Annotated in this window: 13 protein-coding genes; 7 read left to right on the top strand and 6 right to left on the bottom strand. The window is 63.0% G+C overall.

Features of this window, described 5'->3' with window-relative positions; translation table 11 throughout:
* Position 1: 1 nt before the first annotated feature.
* From FBZ93_RS35490 to FBZ93_RS35470, 5 genes are all read right to left on the bottom strand, one after another.
* Positions 2 to 1,204, bottom strand: a complete 1,203-nt coding sequence (locus tag FBZ93_RS35490) for an AAA family ATPase (RefSeq protein ID WP_246667781.1) — start codon at positions 1,202 to 1,204, stop codon at positions 2 to 4.
* A complete protein-coding gene (gene cpaB / locus FBZ93_RS35485; protein WP_246667780.1) occupies positions 1,204 to 2,169 on the bottom strand; it encodes a Flp pilus assembly protein CpaB in 966 nt (321 codons plus the stop codon). The genes FBZ93_RS35490 and cpaB overlap by 1 nt, the downstream gene beginning before the upstream one ends.
* Positions 2,170 to 2,182: 13 nt before the next feature.
* A complete protein-coding gene (locus tag FBZ93_RS35480) occupies positions 2,183 to 2,689 on the bottom strand; it encodes an A24 family peptidase (RefSeq protein ID WP_146992049.1) in 507 nt (168 codons plus the stop codon).
* Positions 2,690 to 2,758: 69 nt separating this feature from the next.
* Positions 2,759 to 2,980 carry a hypothetical protein gene (locus FBZ93_RS35475; RefSeq protein WP_146992048.1) on the bottom strand — a complete coding sequence of 74 codons (222 nt, stop codon included), beginning with the start codon at positions 2,978 to 2,980 and terminating at the stop codon, positions 2,759 to 2,761.
* 89 nt (positions 2,981 to 3,069) lie between these two features.
* Positions 3,070 to 3,291, bottom strand: coding sequence for a hypothetical protein (locus FBZ93_RS35470; protein WP_146992047.1), 222 nt, complete (start codon positions 3,289 to 3,291; stop codon positions 3,070 to 3,072).
* Between the two features lie 1,088 nt (positions 3,292 to 4,379).
* Here FBZ93_RS35470 and FBZ93_RS35465 point away from each other — a divergent pair.
* Positions 4,380 to 5,960: a hypothetical protein gene (locus FBZ93_RS35465; protein ID WP_146992046.1), complete on the top strand. Its 1,581-nt coding sequence runs from the start codon at positions 4,380 to 4,382 to the stop codon at positions 5,958 to 5,960.
* Positions 5,961 to 6,419: 459 nt separating this feature from the next.
* On the opposite strand, the gene FBZ93_RS35460 is transcribed toward FBZ93_RS35465, so the two are convergent.
* Positions 6,420 to 7,016 (bottom strand): hypothetical protein, encoded by a 597-nt coding sequence (locus tag FBZ93_RS35460; RefSeq protein WP_146992045.1) that lies wholly within the window; start codon positions 7,014 to 7,016, stop codon positions 6,420 to 6,422.
* Between the two features lie 651 nt (positions 7,017 to 7,667).
* Here FBZ93_RS35460 and FBZ93_RS35455 point away from each other — a divergent pair.
* The 6 genes from FBZ93_RS35455 to FBZ93_RS35430 all read left to right on the top strand — a co-directional run bounded on the left by FBZ93_RS35455 (position 7,668) and on the right by FBZ93_RS35430 (position 15,707).
* Complete coding sequence (locus FBZ93_RS35455; RefSeq protein ID WP_074126523.1) at positions 7,668 to 8,204, top strand: NYN domain-containing protein; 537 nt, start codon at positions 7,668 to 7,670, stop codon at positions 8,202 to 8,204.
* A gap of 144 nt (positions 8,205 to 8,348) precedes the next feature.
* Positions 8,349 to 8,804, top strand: coding sequence for a hypothetical protein (locus FBZ93_RS35450; RefSeq protein ID WP_146992044.1), 456 nt, complete (start codon positions 8,349 to 8,351; stop codon positions 8,802 to 8,804).
* Positions 8,805 to 9,075: 271 nt separating this feature from the next.
* Positions 9,076 to 10,791: a TolC family outer membrane protein gene (locus FBZ93_RS35445; RefSeq protein WP_146992043.1), complete on the top strand. Its 1,716-nt coding sequence runs from the start codon at positions 9,076 to 9,078 to the stop codon at positions 10,789 to 10,791.
* 173 nt (positions 10,792 to 10,964) lie between these two features.
* Positions 10,965 to 13,211 (top strand): type I secretion system permease/ATPase, encoded by a 2,247-nt coding sequence (locus tag FBZ93_RS35440; protein WP_146992071.1) that lies wholly within the window; start codon positions 10,965 to 10,967, stop codon positions 13,209 to 13,211.
* Positions 13,212 to 13,223: 12 nt separating this feature from the next.
* The gene (locus tag FBZ93_RS35435) at positions 13,224 to 14,474 is read left to right on the top strand and encodes an HlyD family type I secretion periplasmic adaptor subunit (RefSeq protein ID WP_146992042.1); all 1,251 of its coding nucleotides are present in this window, start codon (positions 13,224 to 13,226) and stop codon (positions 14,472 to 14,474) included.
* A 219-nt stretch (positions 14,475 to 14,693) separates the two neighbouring features.
* A complete protein-coding gene (locus FBZ93_RS35430; protein WP_146992041.1) occupies positions 14,694 to 15,707 on the top strand; it encodes a transglutaminase-like cysteine peptidase in 1,014 nt (337 codons plus the stop codon).
* The last annotated feature ends 25 nt before the right edge of the window (positions 15,708 to 15,732 follow it).

The following is a 15,732-nucleotide window of genomic DNA, read 5'->3' as shown; positions in this document are numbered from 1 at the left end:
TTCATAGCCCAAGCCACCTCTTCCACCCGGCCTTCTTGTTGGCGCCGACGCCGGTGATCTCCCGTACGATCGGAGCCAGGTGACGCCGCAAACCGGATACGTGCTTGAGCGCGGGAACGCCGAGATTGACCGCCTGGGTCATTCCCTTGCCGAGATCGGGGATCACCATGTCGGGCTCGGCACCAAGCGCCTTGACGATCGTCGCCCTGGGCAGGCCGCCGGGCCGGCCGGAACGGTTGAGCAACGTGAAGACCCGGTCCTTGCCCGCGATGTTGGTGACGGCGTTGCGGAGCGCGTGGGCGTTGCGCAAGCCGGTCACCTCGGCTTCCAGCAGCACGAGCACGTGACGCGACATCTGGATCACCGGATAGATCGATGCCGGGAACGGCACCGGTACGTCGACCACGACGTAGTTGAACCGCTGGCGCAGCAAGCCCAGCACGTGCCGCACGCCCGCCTCGGTGATGTCGAGCTTGGCGTCGAGGTCCTCGTCGCCAGCAATCAGGCAAACCCGATCGTTCACCTCGATTGCCGTCCGCTCCAGAAACAGCGTGTCTGCCCGCATCGGATTTTCGAGCGCTATGCGCAAACCAGGTCCCGGACGGACACCCAGCATCACCGCGGTTTCGCCATTCTGCAAATGGAGATCGAGCAGCGCCACCTTGGCCTTGGTGGTCTCTGCCAGTTGTATCGCGAGGTTGATCGCAATGCTCGTCGCGCCTGCGCCGCCCTGCGCGCCACAGATCGACACCACATGCCCGCCGCGGTCATTATGAACGGGCGCGACGTCGCCAAGCAGCTTCGGACGCAGCTGGTCCAGTACCATATCGCGCGTGATCGGCGTCGGAAGGTACTCGGTAAGGCCGATCTCCATCAGTTCGCGATAGAAGGTGATTTCCCGGTTCTCGCCGATCAGGCACACCCGGACATCGGGCGGGCAGACGCTCGCCAGACGCTCCAGCTCAGTGAATGGATCATCGATGCCGCTGATGTCAGTCACCAGCGCGAAGAGGTCGGTGTCGGTCTCTAGCATACGCGTAGCATGGCGAATGGTGCCACGCCGGATCACCAGATTGCTGCCCTCGAGGCCTTTGCGTAGCGCCGCAGCGCTCAGCTCGTCGTTGACGAAGCAAACGATACGGTTGCGCGCAACAAGGGACGCCGTGTCTTCGGGTTGTTCCACAACTGCCATGTTCACACTCATCACCGCTTCTCCGCCGCTTTGCCAGTGTCACTGGCCGCCGCTGTCGTCTGAGCCTCGAGCGGGGACGGCCCGTCACAACCTGCACGGTAGTCGTCGTCCGCATCCTGCTTCCTGACCGAGTATTGCTTCATGCCGCTGGCGGAATAGATCGCCACCGTGGTGCTCTGGCCCGCAACCGCACTCTGGCGCGCCAGCTCGGGCGAGACGTCGCAACTCGATGTCACACCGGTGTCGGCCTTATCCCACTGCTCGGCCGCAGCCCGGACGACGAGGGAAAGCGTTCCAAGCTGCTTTGCGACGGCGACCTTCTTGACCTGATCCGGCTTAAGCTCGAGCGATACAGTTTGCGCTGTCTTGCCTGGGACAGCGTTGGTGATGGGACGACCGCCCTGCGCAATCTCCTGGTCGATCGCGATGACGCGCACATTGGATAGAACGGTTTCGCTGACGGCGCGCTTCACCGGGTCCGCCTTCTCGAACACCTGAGTCAAGACCACGTCGACGTTGTCGCCCGGCCTGATCAAGCCGGAGACGCCAGTCTCCTCGTCGACCTTGATGCTGATCGCGCGGCTGTCCGGCGCCAGAACGCTGGCGAGGAAGCCCCGATCCTTCGGACGCAGGATGTCATCCAGGGTGATGGCGCTGCCGGCGTCGACGAACTTGCGAACCAGAGACCCGGGAAGCCCGGCCTTGCTGTCGGGCGTTTCGAGGATCGCGCCTGCCGGGACACGGTTCGGCGCCGCCTGGCGCACGGAGAAATCCTCGTCCCGCGCCAGCGTCCCCTTCGACAACGGACGTGTCGCGACGAAGTAGCCGACGGTCGCGGACGCGGGCGCGGGCTGAGCAGCCGGCTTCTCCGCGATCGCCTGCGCAACGACCGGGTCCTTCGGCTGGTTCAGGCCGAAGGCAATGATCCCAAGTGCCGTTGCTGCAAGCAACAGCACCATGATGATGGAGACGCGCAATGCGGACGACATGTCAAAATCCTTTGCTCAAAATGATCCAGATACCGCCGCATGCGATGGCGACCCCGTAAGGCAGCGGCGCATGTCGTAAATGCCGCCAGCGCTCGACTGCATAGACCCGGCGCACAAGTGACGACCCGCCGGGCGCCAGACGCGGAGTTGGGAGGCGGCGCATGATCAGGTGCAACGCGGCCAGAACGCCGCCGGCCAATGCAGTCGCCGTCAGCAACTCGATCACACCGGTCAGCGGAAGACCGATCGCAAGGGCAACCAGCAACTTGACATCGCCGCCGCCGATCGCTCCCCGCTGATAGATCACGAAGAGCACCAGAAACAGAATTGCGGCGACGATCAGCGACTGGCCGATCTGCATCGGACTGGCCAATTGACTGACGATCCCAAGGAATGCCAGAGCCAGACAAATTTCGTTTCGGATCAGCCGTGTCGCGATATCGATCGTTGCGACATAGAACAACAATACGATTTCCAGACACGAGGTCGTGGACGCAATCCAATTCATGAAAAAATCGCCTCAGAAGAAGGCGGGGGACACGAAATAATGCCCCCCTCCGTAGAGCCGCCTCTAGACTTAGGCGGCAGGCGTAACCGCGGTGCTGACGGCGGTGCCGATGTTGGTGATGGCCGTATTCAGCACCGAAGTGATCCCGGCAGTGTTGGCCGCGCCGAACGCCGCAGAAACGGCGGCGACGATACAAGCCGCGACGATGACGTACTCGAACGACACAACGCCGCCCTGGTCCGTGCACAGTTGCTTCAACCGTTCCGTGATCTTGATGTAAGACTGCAGCATAGAAGACACTCCTCTCAAGCCTGCACACATCAATCCCGCTAGTTGACAGCTGTTGGCAGAACAACCTGCCAACAGCGCCCAACCTGGAATTACGCGGCCGGAGTGACTGCGGAGCTGACGGCGCTGCCGATGTTGGTGATCGCCGTCTTCAGCACGGACGAAATGCCGGAGGTATTGGCGGCACCAAACGCGGCGGAAACCGCGGCGACGATGCAGGCGGCGACGATCACGTACTCGAACGACACAACGCCGTCCTTGTCCGAGGCGAGACGCTTGAAGGCTTCGGTGGTCTGGATGTAGAGCTTCAGCATAGGAAAATATCCCTTTTACATGAAATTTGCGCAATGTGTTGGCAGGGCAAAATCCAAGGCCAACTAGGAATTTCTTATAATGCGTCGCGAGAAAGCTGTCACTTGGTAATCGTTTATTAACCCTACCGGCGTAGCGGCTGGCGCCCTCTTCGGGTATCCCGCTCCAAAGTCATGCGCACGAAACCTCTTAAATTATAGGCATTTCGGCATTTCGCGACATTTGAGCCTAACCGCTCCGTGCGAATACGGTGACGGCGTCCAAAGCGCGAAATCGAGCGGGAGACGGGTAAGCGACGTCAGGTGACCACGAGCAGCTGCGAATGAAGCTTCTGCATCTGGATGTTTCGCGCGAGGAGGGACATCGCTCTTGCTTGAACCTGCTCTGCCAATGCCTGCGCAGGGCGTTCTCCCGATCGGGCAGCCCGGAAACGGCAACAGCGGCCATACCAGTTCCTTGATGACGCAGGCCGTTCGCGCCACCGCTTGCGTGATCTGATCAGGATAGGCATTTCCCTTTGAACCAGAATCAGCAGACAGTGCGGTGCGGCTAACAGATCTCCCCTACGAGAGCCTAGCTCAAACGCGCCTTTGGCCATGAGGTGCGGATCCAGCAGGCCGCCTGGTTTCCGGCGCTCGCGGTGGCTCACCTCACGTGTTCGAGAGCTCGGAGCCGGCGCTACGCTGGTATTCGGATCACCAATTGCACAGGGAATACCTGGTTGGTCTGCACCAGCGCCAGCGGTGACAACGGTTGGCTCCGCTCAACTGACGCGGCGATAACCGAGGCCGAAAGAGCTCTGGCGCAGTCACAAGGCGTCCGCGCGCATAAGCGGTGATCCGTTCTGGCACGGGAGTTAACATTGATCCGCAAAAATACGAATTTGACTCCTTTAGCCCGAAACCGGCTGACGAGTTCGGCCTGCAGCCGTGGCGCGCGCAGCCTAGTAGGTTGCCGCCCGCTGCGCTGCGGTCGGACTACCGCCAAAGACCCAAATGACTTGAGGCCTTTCTTGGGGTGGAGTAGAATCCGCGCATTGGCTAAGTCCTTCTAAAAAACTGTGTAACCGCTTCGAATAGGCGTCTTTTACATGCGCCGCGCGATCGACACCGCTCCAAAGGATGGGACATTCGTCATTCTTGAGGATGACGTAAGCGCAAGCTTCGAATCTGCTCAGTGGTCGGCTGAGGGGCGTGGGTGGGTTCGGAAAAATGGCGAGCCAAGCGAGATCAGGCCGACGCATTTGCAAACAATGCATCTTCCAGAGGAAGGTGACGAATTTATTCTGCAAGATGAACTTATCCCGCCAAAGGTAACTGGATCGATCGCCTCCCCGGCATCGCCAGGGCCCCGCACCTTTTGCTTTCCCTCGGGCCTAGCCGAACGTGCGAGGGTGAGGGAATTAACTCGTCTGGTTGCGAACGCGGACCCTGTCGCTGGCGTCCGGGTTGAAGCGCAGGCCCCGCAGAGCAAACAGGCGCGCGGACCGACAGCGCGGCGCTGGTTTGCCATCTCCTCGATTGCCGCAGTGATGGTCGGGGCGCCGTTCATCGGCTGGTATTTCCACGCCGAGGTCGTCGCCTACGTGACGCGATACATTGGTGAGCAGGATAACGTCAGGCCTAGCACAGCACATGTGGAGGCCGTCAAGCAAGAGACGCTGGTCCCAAGCCAAGACAAGCAAAAGGCCGGTTCATCGGCGCGGGATCCGGCCCTTCATCAGCAGGCCGACCGGGCGATCTCACAGGCACCGCGGGATATTGCGCAAGGCAAGCAAGGTGTGGGGGCAATGCAGCCGGAAGCGCAACAATCTTCTGAAAAGGAGCGGCACCGCGCAGAGGCTCTAGCAAGTGAACTGGCGAAGGCGCAGCAGATCATTGAGATGCAGGTAGCGCAGGCGAACAGAGCGCGCGATCAGGCGACGCAGCTCAGTCAGGCCGCCGAGAGCGGGATGTTGGACCTGCGACAGTCTCTGCAGAAGGAACACGACAGGGCCGAGACGCTGACCGGCGAGCTTGCGAGAGCGCGACGCGACCTCGAGACCCAACTGGCACTGTCAAGCAAGGCAGGTAACGAGACTGTGCAGGCAAAGAAGGCAGCCGAGAGCGCCATGGCCGAGCTGCAACAGTCCTTGAAGACGGAGCACGACAGGGCCGAGGCGCTGACTGGCACGCTTGCGAGGGCTCGGCGAGACCTCGAGACCCAGCTGGCGCTGTCAAGCAAGGCCGGCGAAGCGATGCGGGTGAAGAAGGCCGCCAAGAGCGCGACGGCAGAGCTGCGACAGTCTCTGAAGAAGGAGCGCGACCGGGCCGATGCGCCGGCACCGGGCCGCGAATCCACGCTGACTGAAGCTGCGGAGGCGGCCGCGACAGAGCAGCCAGCGGTCGCTGAGGCGCAAGGCGGTCCCGAGGCGGCCAGGTTGCTGGCACGCGCCACCGCCCTGCTCGGCCAAGGAGATATTGGCGCAGCGCGGATCGTGCTCGAACTCGCTGCCGAGACGGGTAGCGCACAGGCGAGCTTCATGCTCGCGGAGACATATGATCCCCTCGTTCTTTCCGCGTGGAAGACCTACGGAACGCGCGGTGACGTGACGAAGGCGCGCGAGCTATATGCGAAGGCGCTTGCCGGCGGCGTCCAGCAGGCAAAGGATCGATCTGTCGCGTTGCATTAGGTGAATGATGTTCAACGTCACGAGAACTGAATTCCTCCTCCATGTCATCGCCCTACTGACCATTGCAGTGCTCATCGCTTGGGACAACCCGTGGATCATGGGACGAATATGAAAGTATTCTTGAGAGACCGGCACGCGATGCAATCCGCGGCCTTGCGGGATAAGCTCGCTTCGCAATAGAAATGCACACGGGTAAACCGGCTCGCGATCCGTTCAGCGGACCGGCGCATGCAAGTCACCAAAGCGTCGACTTTCGGAAAGAGCGAAGCTCTCCTTCCGAGCCAGTTTCGGCGATCGCGCTGTGTTTTTCAGCTTCGCGACGTCGATCCCGACAAAGCATCCACTATCTGCCACGGCTCATCGTCCTGTGAAAGGATCGGCACGGACCGCCCAGGTTCCCTTCGGACGCACAAGGTTAGCGAGCCACTTCGCGGAAAGAGGCCGGACACAGCCTTTCGCTCAATAACAGCTCCCCGAATCGCCTCCGAGCCGGCCACACCCCTCCGGGTTGGATTGTCGCCATTGCGTGACCGCCGCCGGCGGCTTGCTCGCGTCGGCCGGCGCCGGCGGCAGCCTGCTGTGCTCTTCGTCGAGCAGTTGCGCATGGAGCTTCTGGATCTGGACGTTTCGCTCGAGCAGGGACATTGTCCTTGCTTGCACCTGCTCGGCCAGCGCCTTGCGCAGCGCGTTCTCCCGATCGAGCAGTTCAGGAAACGGCAGCAGCGGCCGGACAAGATCGGTCGCCTTGATCACGCATGATGTCCGCGCCACCGCCTGTGCGATCTGATCCGGAAACGCGCTGCGGCATTCCGCGAGCGCGCCGTTGAGGTTGACGGTTTCCGCAACCTTGGCCGCTGCGGGCGCGGTTGCCGTGTCCGGCGTCGGCTCCGTTGCGCTCGCCGTCGCCGGATCCGCCTCCCCTTCGACAGCCTGGCGAGCCGCACCGCAACAGGACAGCAGAATGCAGAGCGAGAGAACGGCCAGGCGTCTGGCGCGCTTTCGCCACGTCTCGCCGCGCCGCTCCTCGACCGCAGCTCTCGCTTGCGCGTCGGTCACTGCAAGCCTGCCAGTGCGAGCCGCCTCCGCGCCGGTCGAGCCGCGCGCGCAGCGTGATGCCTGCGCCGCTGGCGCCTGCTGCTGTTGATGGTGCTCCAAACCGAGCGATCCGAAACTCGTATCGATAAAAAATCGTATCTGCAAAAAAGTGGTATCTCGAAATACCGCATCGGCGCGAAACAGCGTCGGTACATTGCAATCATTTTAGATGTAGTTTCGTTGGCGGCGCAATGATCACCTTGCGGGCGGCTGCTCGTCAGTGCGATTGCGCCGCACCATTGCCTGATGCCGGCACGCGCCCCGACGACGCAGGCATCGCCGGCGCGCGGATGGCAGCATTCTTGCGCGGCTACGACCGCTAGGGCCGCAAGGCGAGGTTCGGTCCGGTCGCTCGACCGGCGCCTTATCAATACGCGCACGATCAGGTTGGCCCCGCTATGAAAATCGGCCCGCGTCGCTCCGGCCCGCTATCGGATCAGCAACTGCCGGATGAGAGAAGCGCATCGGCGATGTTGAAACTTTCCGCTTCTTCCCTGCGGGTTCCATGTTCTAGGATTAGCCATTTCAATGAGGGCGCTCCCCCACCCGGCGCTCGAGGAATTTCAGAACCAAAGCGTACAGCAACTGATCCGGGGCTCATGGGGACTTGAGATGACCGATCGTATTGCACTCTTCATCGACGGTGCGAATCTGCACACCACCGTCAAGAGTCTCGGTTTCGAGGTCGACTTCCGGCGACTGCTCGCGGAGTTCGGTAAACATGGGCAAATCGTCCGTGCATATTTCTACACGGTGGTGAGGGACGACGACGAGTTCAGCAGCCTCCGGCCGCTGGTGGATTGGCTCGATTACAACGGGTATGCGGTCAGGAGAAAGGCCGCCAAACAGCACGACGACGGCGATGGACGGCGGCGCATGAAGCGCAGCATCGGTATCGAGCTCGCGGTCGACGCCTTGGAAATCGCGCACCGCATCGACCATGCGTTCCTGTTCTCGGGCGATGGCGACTTGCGCGCCGTTGTCGAAGCCGTCAGGCGGATGGGCGTGCGCGTCACCGTCGTGTCCAGCATTCGAACGAAGCCTCCGATGATCGCCGATGAGCTGCGCCGGCACGCTGACGTGTTCGTCGAGCTCGACAACCTCAGGCCATCGATCGAGCGTCCGGCGCATCCGATCGCGCCGGAGTGACGGCTCGTCTTCCGACGTCCCATCGCGATCACCTGGAAACGGGCGCGCAGCCTACCCGGCCATGTCCGTACATCACCGAGTTGCGCGGGCCGGGCCGAGCCACCAGTATGATTCCAACCAACGCAACTGCAGAGGGGAAAACCAATGTGGAGGTCGGTCGGCTGCGTCTTGTTGTTGCTGGCGACGACAAGCGCAGCGATAGCTCAGCCTTCAAGGTTCACCTGTGACACGCCGCGAGGCAAGCGGGTCGAGGCTGGGCCCTCGGGCAAGGCCGGCGACGTTCAGTGGATCGACGACGATCTGGATACGATCCGGCCATCGGTGGTGATCGATGGCGAAACCTTCTCGGTCACCTGGGGGACCTCTGTGGCGACGGAAGGCAAAGGAGCCAAGCTCACCACCTATGTCTTTGCGGCCGCCCACCGCACGGCTGCGTCGGTCTTTGCGACCCGCGTGGACGAGTCCACAGCCGAGATCTTCCGGTTCTATTTTGCCAGCAAGTCGCTCTACAAGCTGACCAGCCAATTGGCCGCCCCCTCGCCGGACGCCAAGGCGACGCCCTTGGTTGCAACCTACCTGGCGACCTGCCGTGAGCAGTAGGCGGCTGCTCGCCGCGCGTTAACACGACCTTAACTGACCTCTCCGGTTCCGATCGCCGGTGTTGCCGGCGGGCACCAGCTCCAACGGTCACGGAACACCAGTCAAAACATTGAATTTTAATAAAAATCTCAATTTCTTTGTCCGCCAGCGCACGATCCATCGAGCCCACTTAGAGCCGCTGTGTGGCGGAAATGTCATAGGTTGCGGAACCGTCCGCTGTTAGCCTTCGCCAGATTCTACGTAATATTATTTGTGAGTAGGGGCGGGGATAATGAGATCGGCATACACGGTAATTGCGTGCCTCTGCCTGGCGGCAACGTCAGCGCGTGCCGAGGTTTTTTCCATTAACGATGCGTTGCGCCAGGCAATGCAGACGAACCCCGGCGTGGGTGAAGCTTCCGCGAATCGGCGCGCGACGGAAAGCGAGCTGAGACAGACGCAGAGCACGCTGCTGCCGCAGGTGCGCATCGATGCCAGCTATGGACCGGAAAAATTCGATCAACCTCCGGGCGTTATCAATACCGTGCAGACACCGACGGTTGGCTCAGGACCCTGGCGCAATGGCAGCCAGGAATCGGTGGTTGTGCGTCAGCTGCTGTGGGACGGTTTCTCCTCGATCTATGACGTTTGGCGCCAGACCGCGCGCGTGAATGCTGCGGCCTCCCGCGTCAAGGAACGTACCGAGCTGCTGGCCCTCGACGCAGCCGAAGGCTACATGGACGTCGTGCGCTACATCCGGCTGGTGAGCCTCGCGCAACAGAACGTCGCCAACCACGAAAAGATCTTTGCGAACGTGAACTCCCGCTTCTCGGGCGGCCGCGCCGGCGAAGGCGACCTGGAGCAAGCTCGTGAGCGTGTCGAGAGCGCGCGCGCGGCACTTGCCGAATTCCAGCGCAGCCTCGATGACGCCAGGGCGAAGTATCGCAAGGTTGTCGGCCTCGAGCCGATCAATGTCCGCTTCCCTGCCCCGCTCGGCGGACTGCCGCACAGCCGCGACGAAGCGCTGGCGACCACGCTGCGGTTCAATTCGACGATTGCGGCGGCCCAGTCCGACGCCGACGCCGCCAAACATGCGTTCAAGGCGACCGACGGCACGTTCGGCCCCAAGTTCTATCTCGAAGGACGGGCGACCCACTATGACAACTCCTTCCCGTACGTGACCGCACCGGGAAATCCCGCCGTGACCCACGAGGATTACAGCGGCAAAGTGGTGATGTCTTGGGACATCTTCCGCGGCGGCCAGGACGCCTGGAACAGGTCGGAGAAGGCCGAGCGCTATACCGAAGCCACCATGCGCCACGCGCGCTTGCAGCGTGACGCCTATGAATCGATCGACAAGGCGTGGAATGCCCGTACGATTACGGCAACGCGCATCGCGGCGCTGACGCGTCAGCTGGAAGCCGACCGCAAGACCATCGCGGCCTTCCAGAAGGAATACGAGCTTGGTCAGCGCTCCCTGATCGACCTGCTCAACGCGCAGAACCAGTTCTTCAACGCATCGGTCTCGCTCACCTCCGCCCGCAGCGTCGTCGTTTTCGCCGACTACCAGCTGCTGGCCGCGATGGGCACCCTGATCGAATATCTGAAGGCTCCTCCGCCGGTCGACGCCGCGCCCACCGACATGCTGTCGATCGGCCTGCCGCGCTACTCCTTCCCCACCCTTCGCGTGAACCTGCCGCAAACCGGCTCCGAGCCGCTGCACGTCGCCGTTCCGGGCCCGACTGCCACGGTCCGCCCGGCCAAGGGCTACAAGGGGGGCTATGCGTCGGCCCAGCCGGCGAAGGATGTCGGGTTTGCCGACCGGTTCACCGGCTCGACCGCGACCGCTTCGGTGCCCGGCTCCGCCGAATGGATGCAGCAGCAGAAGAGCGCTGCGGACGGCCCGAACGTGATCTACGCGGATCCGTCGGTCACGGCGAATGCGAGTTCTTATGCCTCGACGAAGCCTCACTGGCTGCTGTCGGCCTTCCCGAGTTCCGCTCAATAGCGGCCGCCAACCAGAATCAGGACTTCCGGAAGGGCCCCAAATGGGGCCCTTTCGATTCCCGTATTAATACTTAAAGCAAGTTTCGCTGATTTTGTTCGCCGTTTGTTGTAGCCTGCCCGAAATCATCGAATGCGATTTCTGCATTTCCATTTTGGTTGTCGAGGTTTCAGTTGTTGTTTCGAACCCCCAGCGCGGCGGCTGACGCCGTTCGCACTTCGCCGGATGATGCAACTTCGAAGCCTGCCGCGCCCGCTCGGCCGCGCGCACTCGGCGACGATCCCCTTACCGCATCGCTGACTTTTCTCGCGGCACATCACGGCCGCGCCGTCAGCCGCGAAGCGCTGCTCGGCGGACTTCCGATCACGGACGGGCGGCTGTCCGTTTCGCTCTACGATCGCGCGGCAAGGCGCGCGGGTCTGGAGACCGAGGCGATCAAGCGCGATATTTCGAACATTCCCGCGCTGGTCTTGCCGGCCGTCCTGATCATGAAGAACGGCTCTGCGCTCATCCTGCTCGGCACGGACACAGCGAGCAAGACGGTCAAGATCGTCGATCCGGCCGCGCCGAATGCCCCGCGCGTCGCCGACATCGCTTCGCTTGCCTCGGACTATACCGGCTACGCGTTCCTGGTGAGAAGCGCCGCGCAGGCCGACGCACGCACCGTCGCCGCAGGGGACATTCCCAACAACCACTGGTTCTGGTCGGTGGTGAAGACGCACTGGCGCAGCTACGGACACATCGCGATCGCCGCCTTCCTGACCAACATCCTCGCGCTGGCGACGCCGCTGTTCACGATGAGCGTCTACGACCGCGTCATCCCCAACGGCGCGATCCCCTCCCTGATCGCGCTCTCGATCGGCATGGGGCTCGGCATCGTCTTCGATTTCATCTTCCGCATGGTCCGCAGTCGCATGATCGACGTGACCGGCAAGACCATCGACGTCGTGCTCGCCGCCAACATCTTCGAGCACGTGATGTCGGTGAAGATGGCGCAGCGGCCGACCTCGGTCGGCATCATCGCCAACCAGCTCCGCGACTTCGACTCGGTGCGCGAATTCTTCACGTCCGGAAGCGTGGTTTCGGCGACCGACCTGCTGTTCGCGATCCTGTTCGTCGGCGTGCTGTTCATGATCGCCGGGCCGCTGGCCTGGATCCCGCTGGTCATGCTCCCGCTGGTCATGCTGATCGGCTTCCTGCTGCAGCGCCCGCTCGATCGCGCGATGAAGCGCCTGCAGGCCGAATCCGCCGCCCGGCACGGCGTGCTCGTCGAGTCCCTGTCCAGCCTCGAAACCGTCCGCGCGACCGGCGCCGAGGCGCGGATGCAGACCCTGTGGGAACGCTCGGTCGCGGCGACCGCCCGATCCGGTGAAGACGTTCACTTCTGGTCGTCGATGTCGCTGACCAGCGCGAGCACCGCCCAGCAGATCACGAGCCTGCTCCTCGTCGTCGTCGGCATTTTCCTGATCCTCGACGGCAAGCTGAGCGTCGGCGCGCTGGTCGCCGCAAACATGCTCGCCGGCCGCATCCTGGCGCCGATCGCGGGCATCGCCTCCGTCATCACCAAGGGAACGCAGACGCTGTCATCCCTCAAGGCAATCGACCGCATCATGTCGATCGAGCGCGAACGCTCGCCGACCCGATCCTATGTCGCAAGACGGATCGACGACGGCAAGATCGCCTTCGAGAACGTGTCGTTTGCCTACCCCAACGCGCCGGGCAACGCGCTCGAGAAAGTCAGCTTCAGGATCGAGGGCGGAGAAAAGGTCGGCATCATCGGCCGGGTCGGATCCGGCAAGACCACGGTCGGCCGGTTGCTGCTCGGATTCTACGAGCCGAAGGAAGGCCGCATCCTGGTCGACGGCGTCGACTCCAGGCAATACGATCCCTCGGACCTGCGCGCCGGCATCGGCTTTGCGATGCAGGATACCGACCTGTTCTACGGCAAGCTGCGCGACAATATCGCCCTCGGCAAGCCGGAGGCGACCGACGAGGAAATCCTGCTTGCCGCGCGGCTCTCGGGCGTCGAGAGCTTCATCGCCGGCCACCCGATGGGCTATGACATGCCCATCTCGGAGGGCGGCCGCAGCCTGTCGGGCGGCCAGAAGCAGGCGATCGGACTGGCGCGCGTCCTGATCCGCAAGCCGCGCGTGCTCTTCCTCGACGAACCGACCGCGCATTTCGATATTCGCAGCGAGCAGGAATTCCTCGAGCGGCTCAAGGGGCTGCGCGACGACCGCATGACCATCATCATTTCGACCCATCGTCTGTCATTGCTGAACATGGTCGATCGCCTGCTGCTGTTCGACAACGGCCGCCTGGTGGCCGACGGCCCGCGCGACAAGGTGCTCGCCCTGCTCCAGGGCAAGCCTGCATCCGCGGCGCCTGCGCCCGAGAATACGATCCAGCCGAAATCTGCATAACGAGCGAATATTATGGCGTCTTCCGATTTTGCGTTTGCAAACGACATCCGGTCCGCGGCGCTGCTGCGCACGCCCCGCACTTCCCGCATGCTGTTGTGGACGTCCTGCGCGCTGCTGGCGACGTTTGTGGTCTGGGCGCATTTTGCCGTGCTGGACGAGGTCAAGCGCGGCAGCGGCCGCGTCGTGCCGTCGCGGCAGATGCAGGTGGTGCAATCGCTCGAAGGCGGCATCGTCGGCGACATCCTGGTGCGCGAAGGCGACATCGTTCAGCAGGGCCAGTCCCTGATGCGCATCGACGATACCAAGTTCGCCTCCGAGTTCGGCGAGATCCGCGAGCGCCGCGCGGCGATGGCGGCGCGGGTGGCCCGCCTCGACGCCGAGGCACGTGGACGAAGCGAGATCACTTTCCCGGACGATCTCGACAAGATGGTTCCCGCAGCGGTAGCGACCGAGTCCAGCGTGTTCAAGATGCGGGGTCAGAAGGTCGCGCAGGATATCGACGTGCTCAATCAGCAGGTCACCCGCCTCACCGGCTCGCTGAAGCTTCTGGAACGCGAGCAGACCCTGACCCGCAAGCTCTATGAGCAGAAGGTGGTGCCCGAGATCGAAATGCTGCGGCTTGACCGGCAGGCCACCGAGATGAAGGGCCAGCTCGCCGAGGCGCAGTCGAAGATCGCAAACATCACGGCGTCGTTCCGTTCGCAGGCCGATGAGGATCTCGCCAAATCGCGTGCCGACCTCGCCGTTCTCGACGAGAACATCAAATCAGCCCAGGACCGGGTGCGGCGTACCGATCTGAAGGCGCCGGTCCACGGCATCGTCAATAAATTGAACATCAGCACCATTGGTGCCGTCGTGCAGCCCGGCGCCAACCTCATGGATATCGTGCCGCTCGACGACACCCTGCTGGTCGAGGGCCGGATCCGTCCCCAGGATATCGCCTTCATCCGTCCGAACCAGGACGCGGTGGTGAAGATCAGCGCTTATGACTCCTCGGTCTACGGATCGCTCAAGGGCAAGGTCGAGCGCATCAGCGCCGACACGATCGTCGACGACAAGGCGGAGAGGACCGAGCGTCAGGAAACCTTCTATCGGGTGATGGTGCGCACCGATAAGAACCATCTCGGCACCGAGCAGCATCCGCTGCCGATCATTCCCGGCATGGTGACCACGGTCGAAGTCCTGACCGGCGAGAAATCCGTGCTGGACTACATCGTGAAGCCCGCCCGCCTGCTGCGTGACGAGGCGCTGCGCGAGCGCTGATCCGGCCCACGGACTCCGTGGTTAACCGACATGACTTCAAGTCGTTCAATTTCGAACGAACCAGCAAACCCTGGATTGACCGCCTTCTCGACAATCCAGGGTACGGCCCCCTCCACTTAACCCGGCTTAAGCGGCCAAGGCGCCAGTCTGCGTCCCGATAACAGCGGGGACGCAGATCGACGCACAGACGTTGACGGTCCCCGGCATTGGGGACGTCATATGAAGTCGCTGAAGTTTGCTTCGTCGGCCGTCATGGCCGTGACTGCATTTTCAATAAGTCTTTGCGTTGCGCCGTCCGCGTTTGCCGCGGACGAACTCTCTTTCGGCGCTCCCGCCGGCGAGCTTGCGCCGGCGTCGGATGCCGCCTCGAACCGCCCGCCTGCCACCTTCTTCACCATCACCGACGTCCTGGCCAAGCTCGACCGCCAGCGCGGCCGCGGTCCGAACGCCATTCGCACCGCCTTGCTGACGCCGCCGAATACGGCGACCGATGCGTTGCCGGCGGCCAAGCCGCTTCCGCCCGAAGGCACCGAGCCGTTCGGCCTGTTCACCTTTCGCGCGCCGGAGAACGGCCTGTGGCGCAAATGGCGCGGCCTCGAATCCGATCTCGCCAGGGAGCGGACCGTCCTCGAGCAGTGCCGCGAGAACGCGACCGGCTGCCCACCCAATGCCGCGCAGTTCCTTCGCCTGATCAATGCGGTCAAGGCCAAGACCGGACGCGACCGGCTCGATGAGGCCAACCGCGCCGTCAACCAGGCGATCCGCTATGTGAGCGACTTCGCCCAATACGGCGAGGCCGACCGCTGGACCGCGCCGCTCGCCACCTTCGCCACCGGCAAGGGCGATTGCGAGGATTACGCGATCGCAAAATACATCGCGCTCAGCGAAGCCGGCTTCCCGCCCGGGGAGCTGCGCCTGGTGCTGGGCCGCGATCGCGCCATCCGCCAGGATCATGCCGTGCTGGCGGCGCGGCTGGATGGCCATTGGCTGATCCTGGACAGCCGCCGCTCCGAGCTGATCGACGACGGCGACCTCGCCAACTTCACGCCGATGTTTGCGATCAACGAGCGCGGCGTGCAGCTGCTTGCGGCGCCCTACGCCAGGCGGCTGCCGCTTGGCGACGAGCTCGACGCCGCGCCGGCCGCCGCCAATGCCGCAGACTCCGAATGGACCGGCGTGGAACCGCTCGAGGCAGCGAGCCCTCTTCCAGGCTTCCTGCCTGTGCTGATGTAGCACTGCGCGAGCAAGGCCAGATCGA

It is taken from the genome of Bradyrhizobium macuxiense, from assembly GCF_007993935.1.
In the GTDB taxonomy this organism is placed as follows: Bacteria; Pseudomonadota; Alphaproteobacteria; order Rhizobiales; family Xanthobacteraceae; genus Bradyrhizobium; species Bradyrhizobium macuxiense_A.
This window is presented reverse-complemented; position numbering and strand designations above follow the sequence as displayed.

Bases quoted from the DNA above. Each gene is read 5' to 3' on its own strand.
- FBZ93_RS35470 (WP_146992047.1), bottom strand. From the start codon at position 3,291: ATGCTGAAGCTCTACATCCAGACCACCGAAGCCTTCAAGCGTCTCGCC.
- FBZ93_RS35435 (WP_146992042.1), top strand. From the start codon at position 13,224: ATGGCGTCTTCCGATTTTGCGTTTGCAAACGACATCCGGTCCGCGGCG.
- FBZ93_RS35490 (WP_246667781.1), bottom strand. From the start codon at position 1,204: ATGAGTGTGAACATGGCAGTTGTGGAACAACCCGAAGACACGGCGTCC.
- FBZ93_RS35455 (WP_074126523.1), top strand. From the start codon at position 7,668: ATGACCGATCGTATTGCACTCTTCATCGACGGTGCGAATCTGCACACC.
- FBZ93_RS35430 (WP_146992041.1), top strand. From the start codon at position 14,694: ATGAAGTCGCTGAAGTTTGCTTCGTCGGCCGTCATGGCCGTGACTGCA.
- FBZ93_RS35450 (WP_146992044.1), top strand. From the start codon at position 8,349: ATGTGGAGGTCGGTCGGCTGCGTCTTGTTGTTGCTGGCGACGACAAGC.
- FBZ93_RS35475 (WP_146992048.1), bottom strand. From the start codon at position 2,980: ATGCTGCAGTCTTACATCAAGATCACGGAACGGTTGAAGCAACTGTGC.
- FBZ93_RS35480 (WP_146992049.1), bottom strand. From the start codon at position 2,689: ATGAATTGGATTGCGTCCACGACCTCGTGTCTGGAAATCGTATTGTTG.
- FBZ93_RS35465 (WP_146992046.1), top strand. From the start codon at position 4,380: ATGCGCCGCGCGATCGACACCGCTCCAAAGGATGGGACATTCGTCATT.
- FBZ93_RS35445 (WP_146992043.1), top strand. From the start codon at position 9,076: ATGAGATCGGCATACACGGTAATTGCGTGCCTCTGCCTGGCGGCAACG.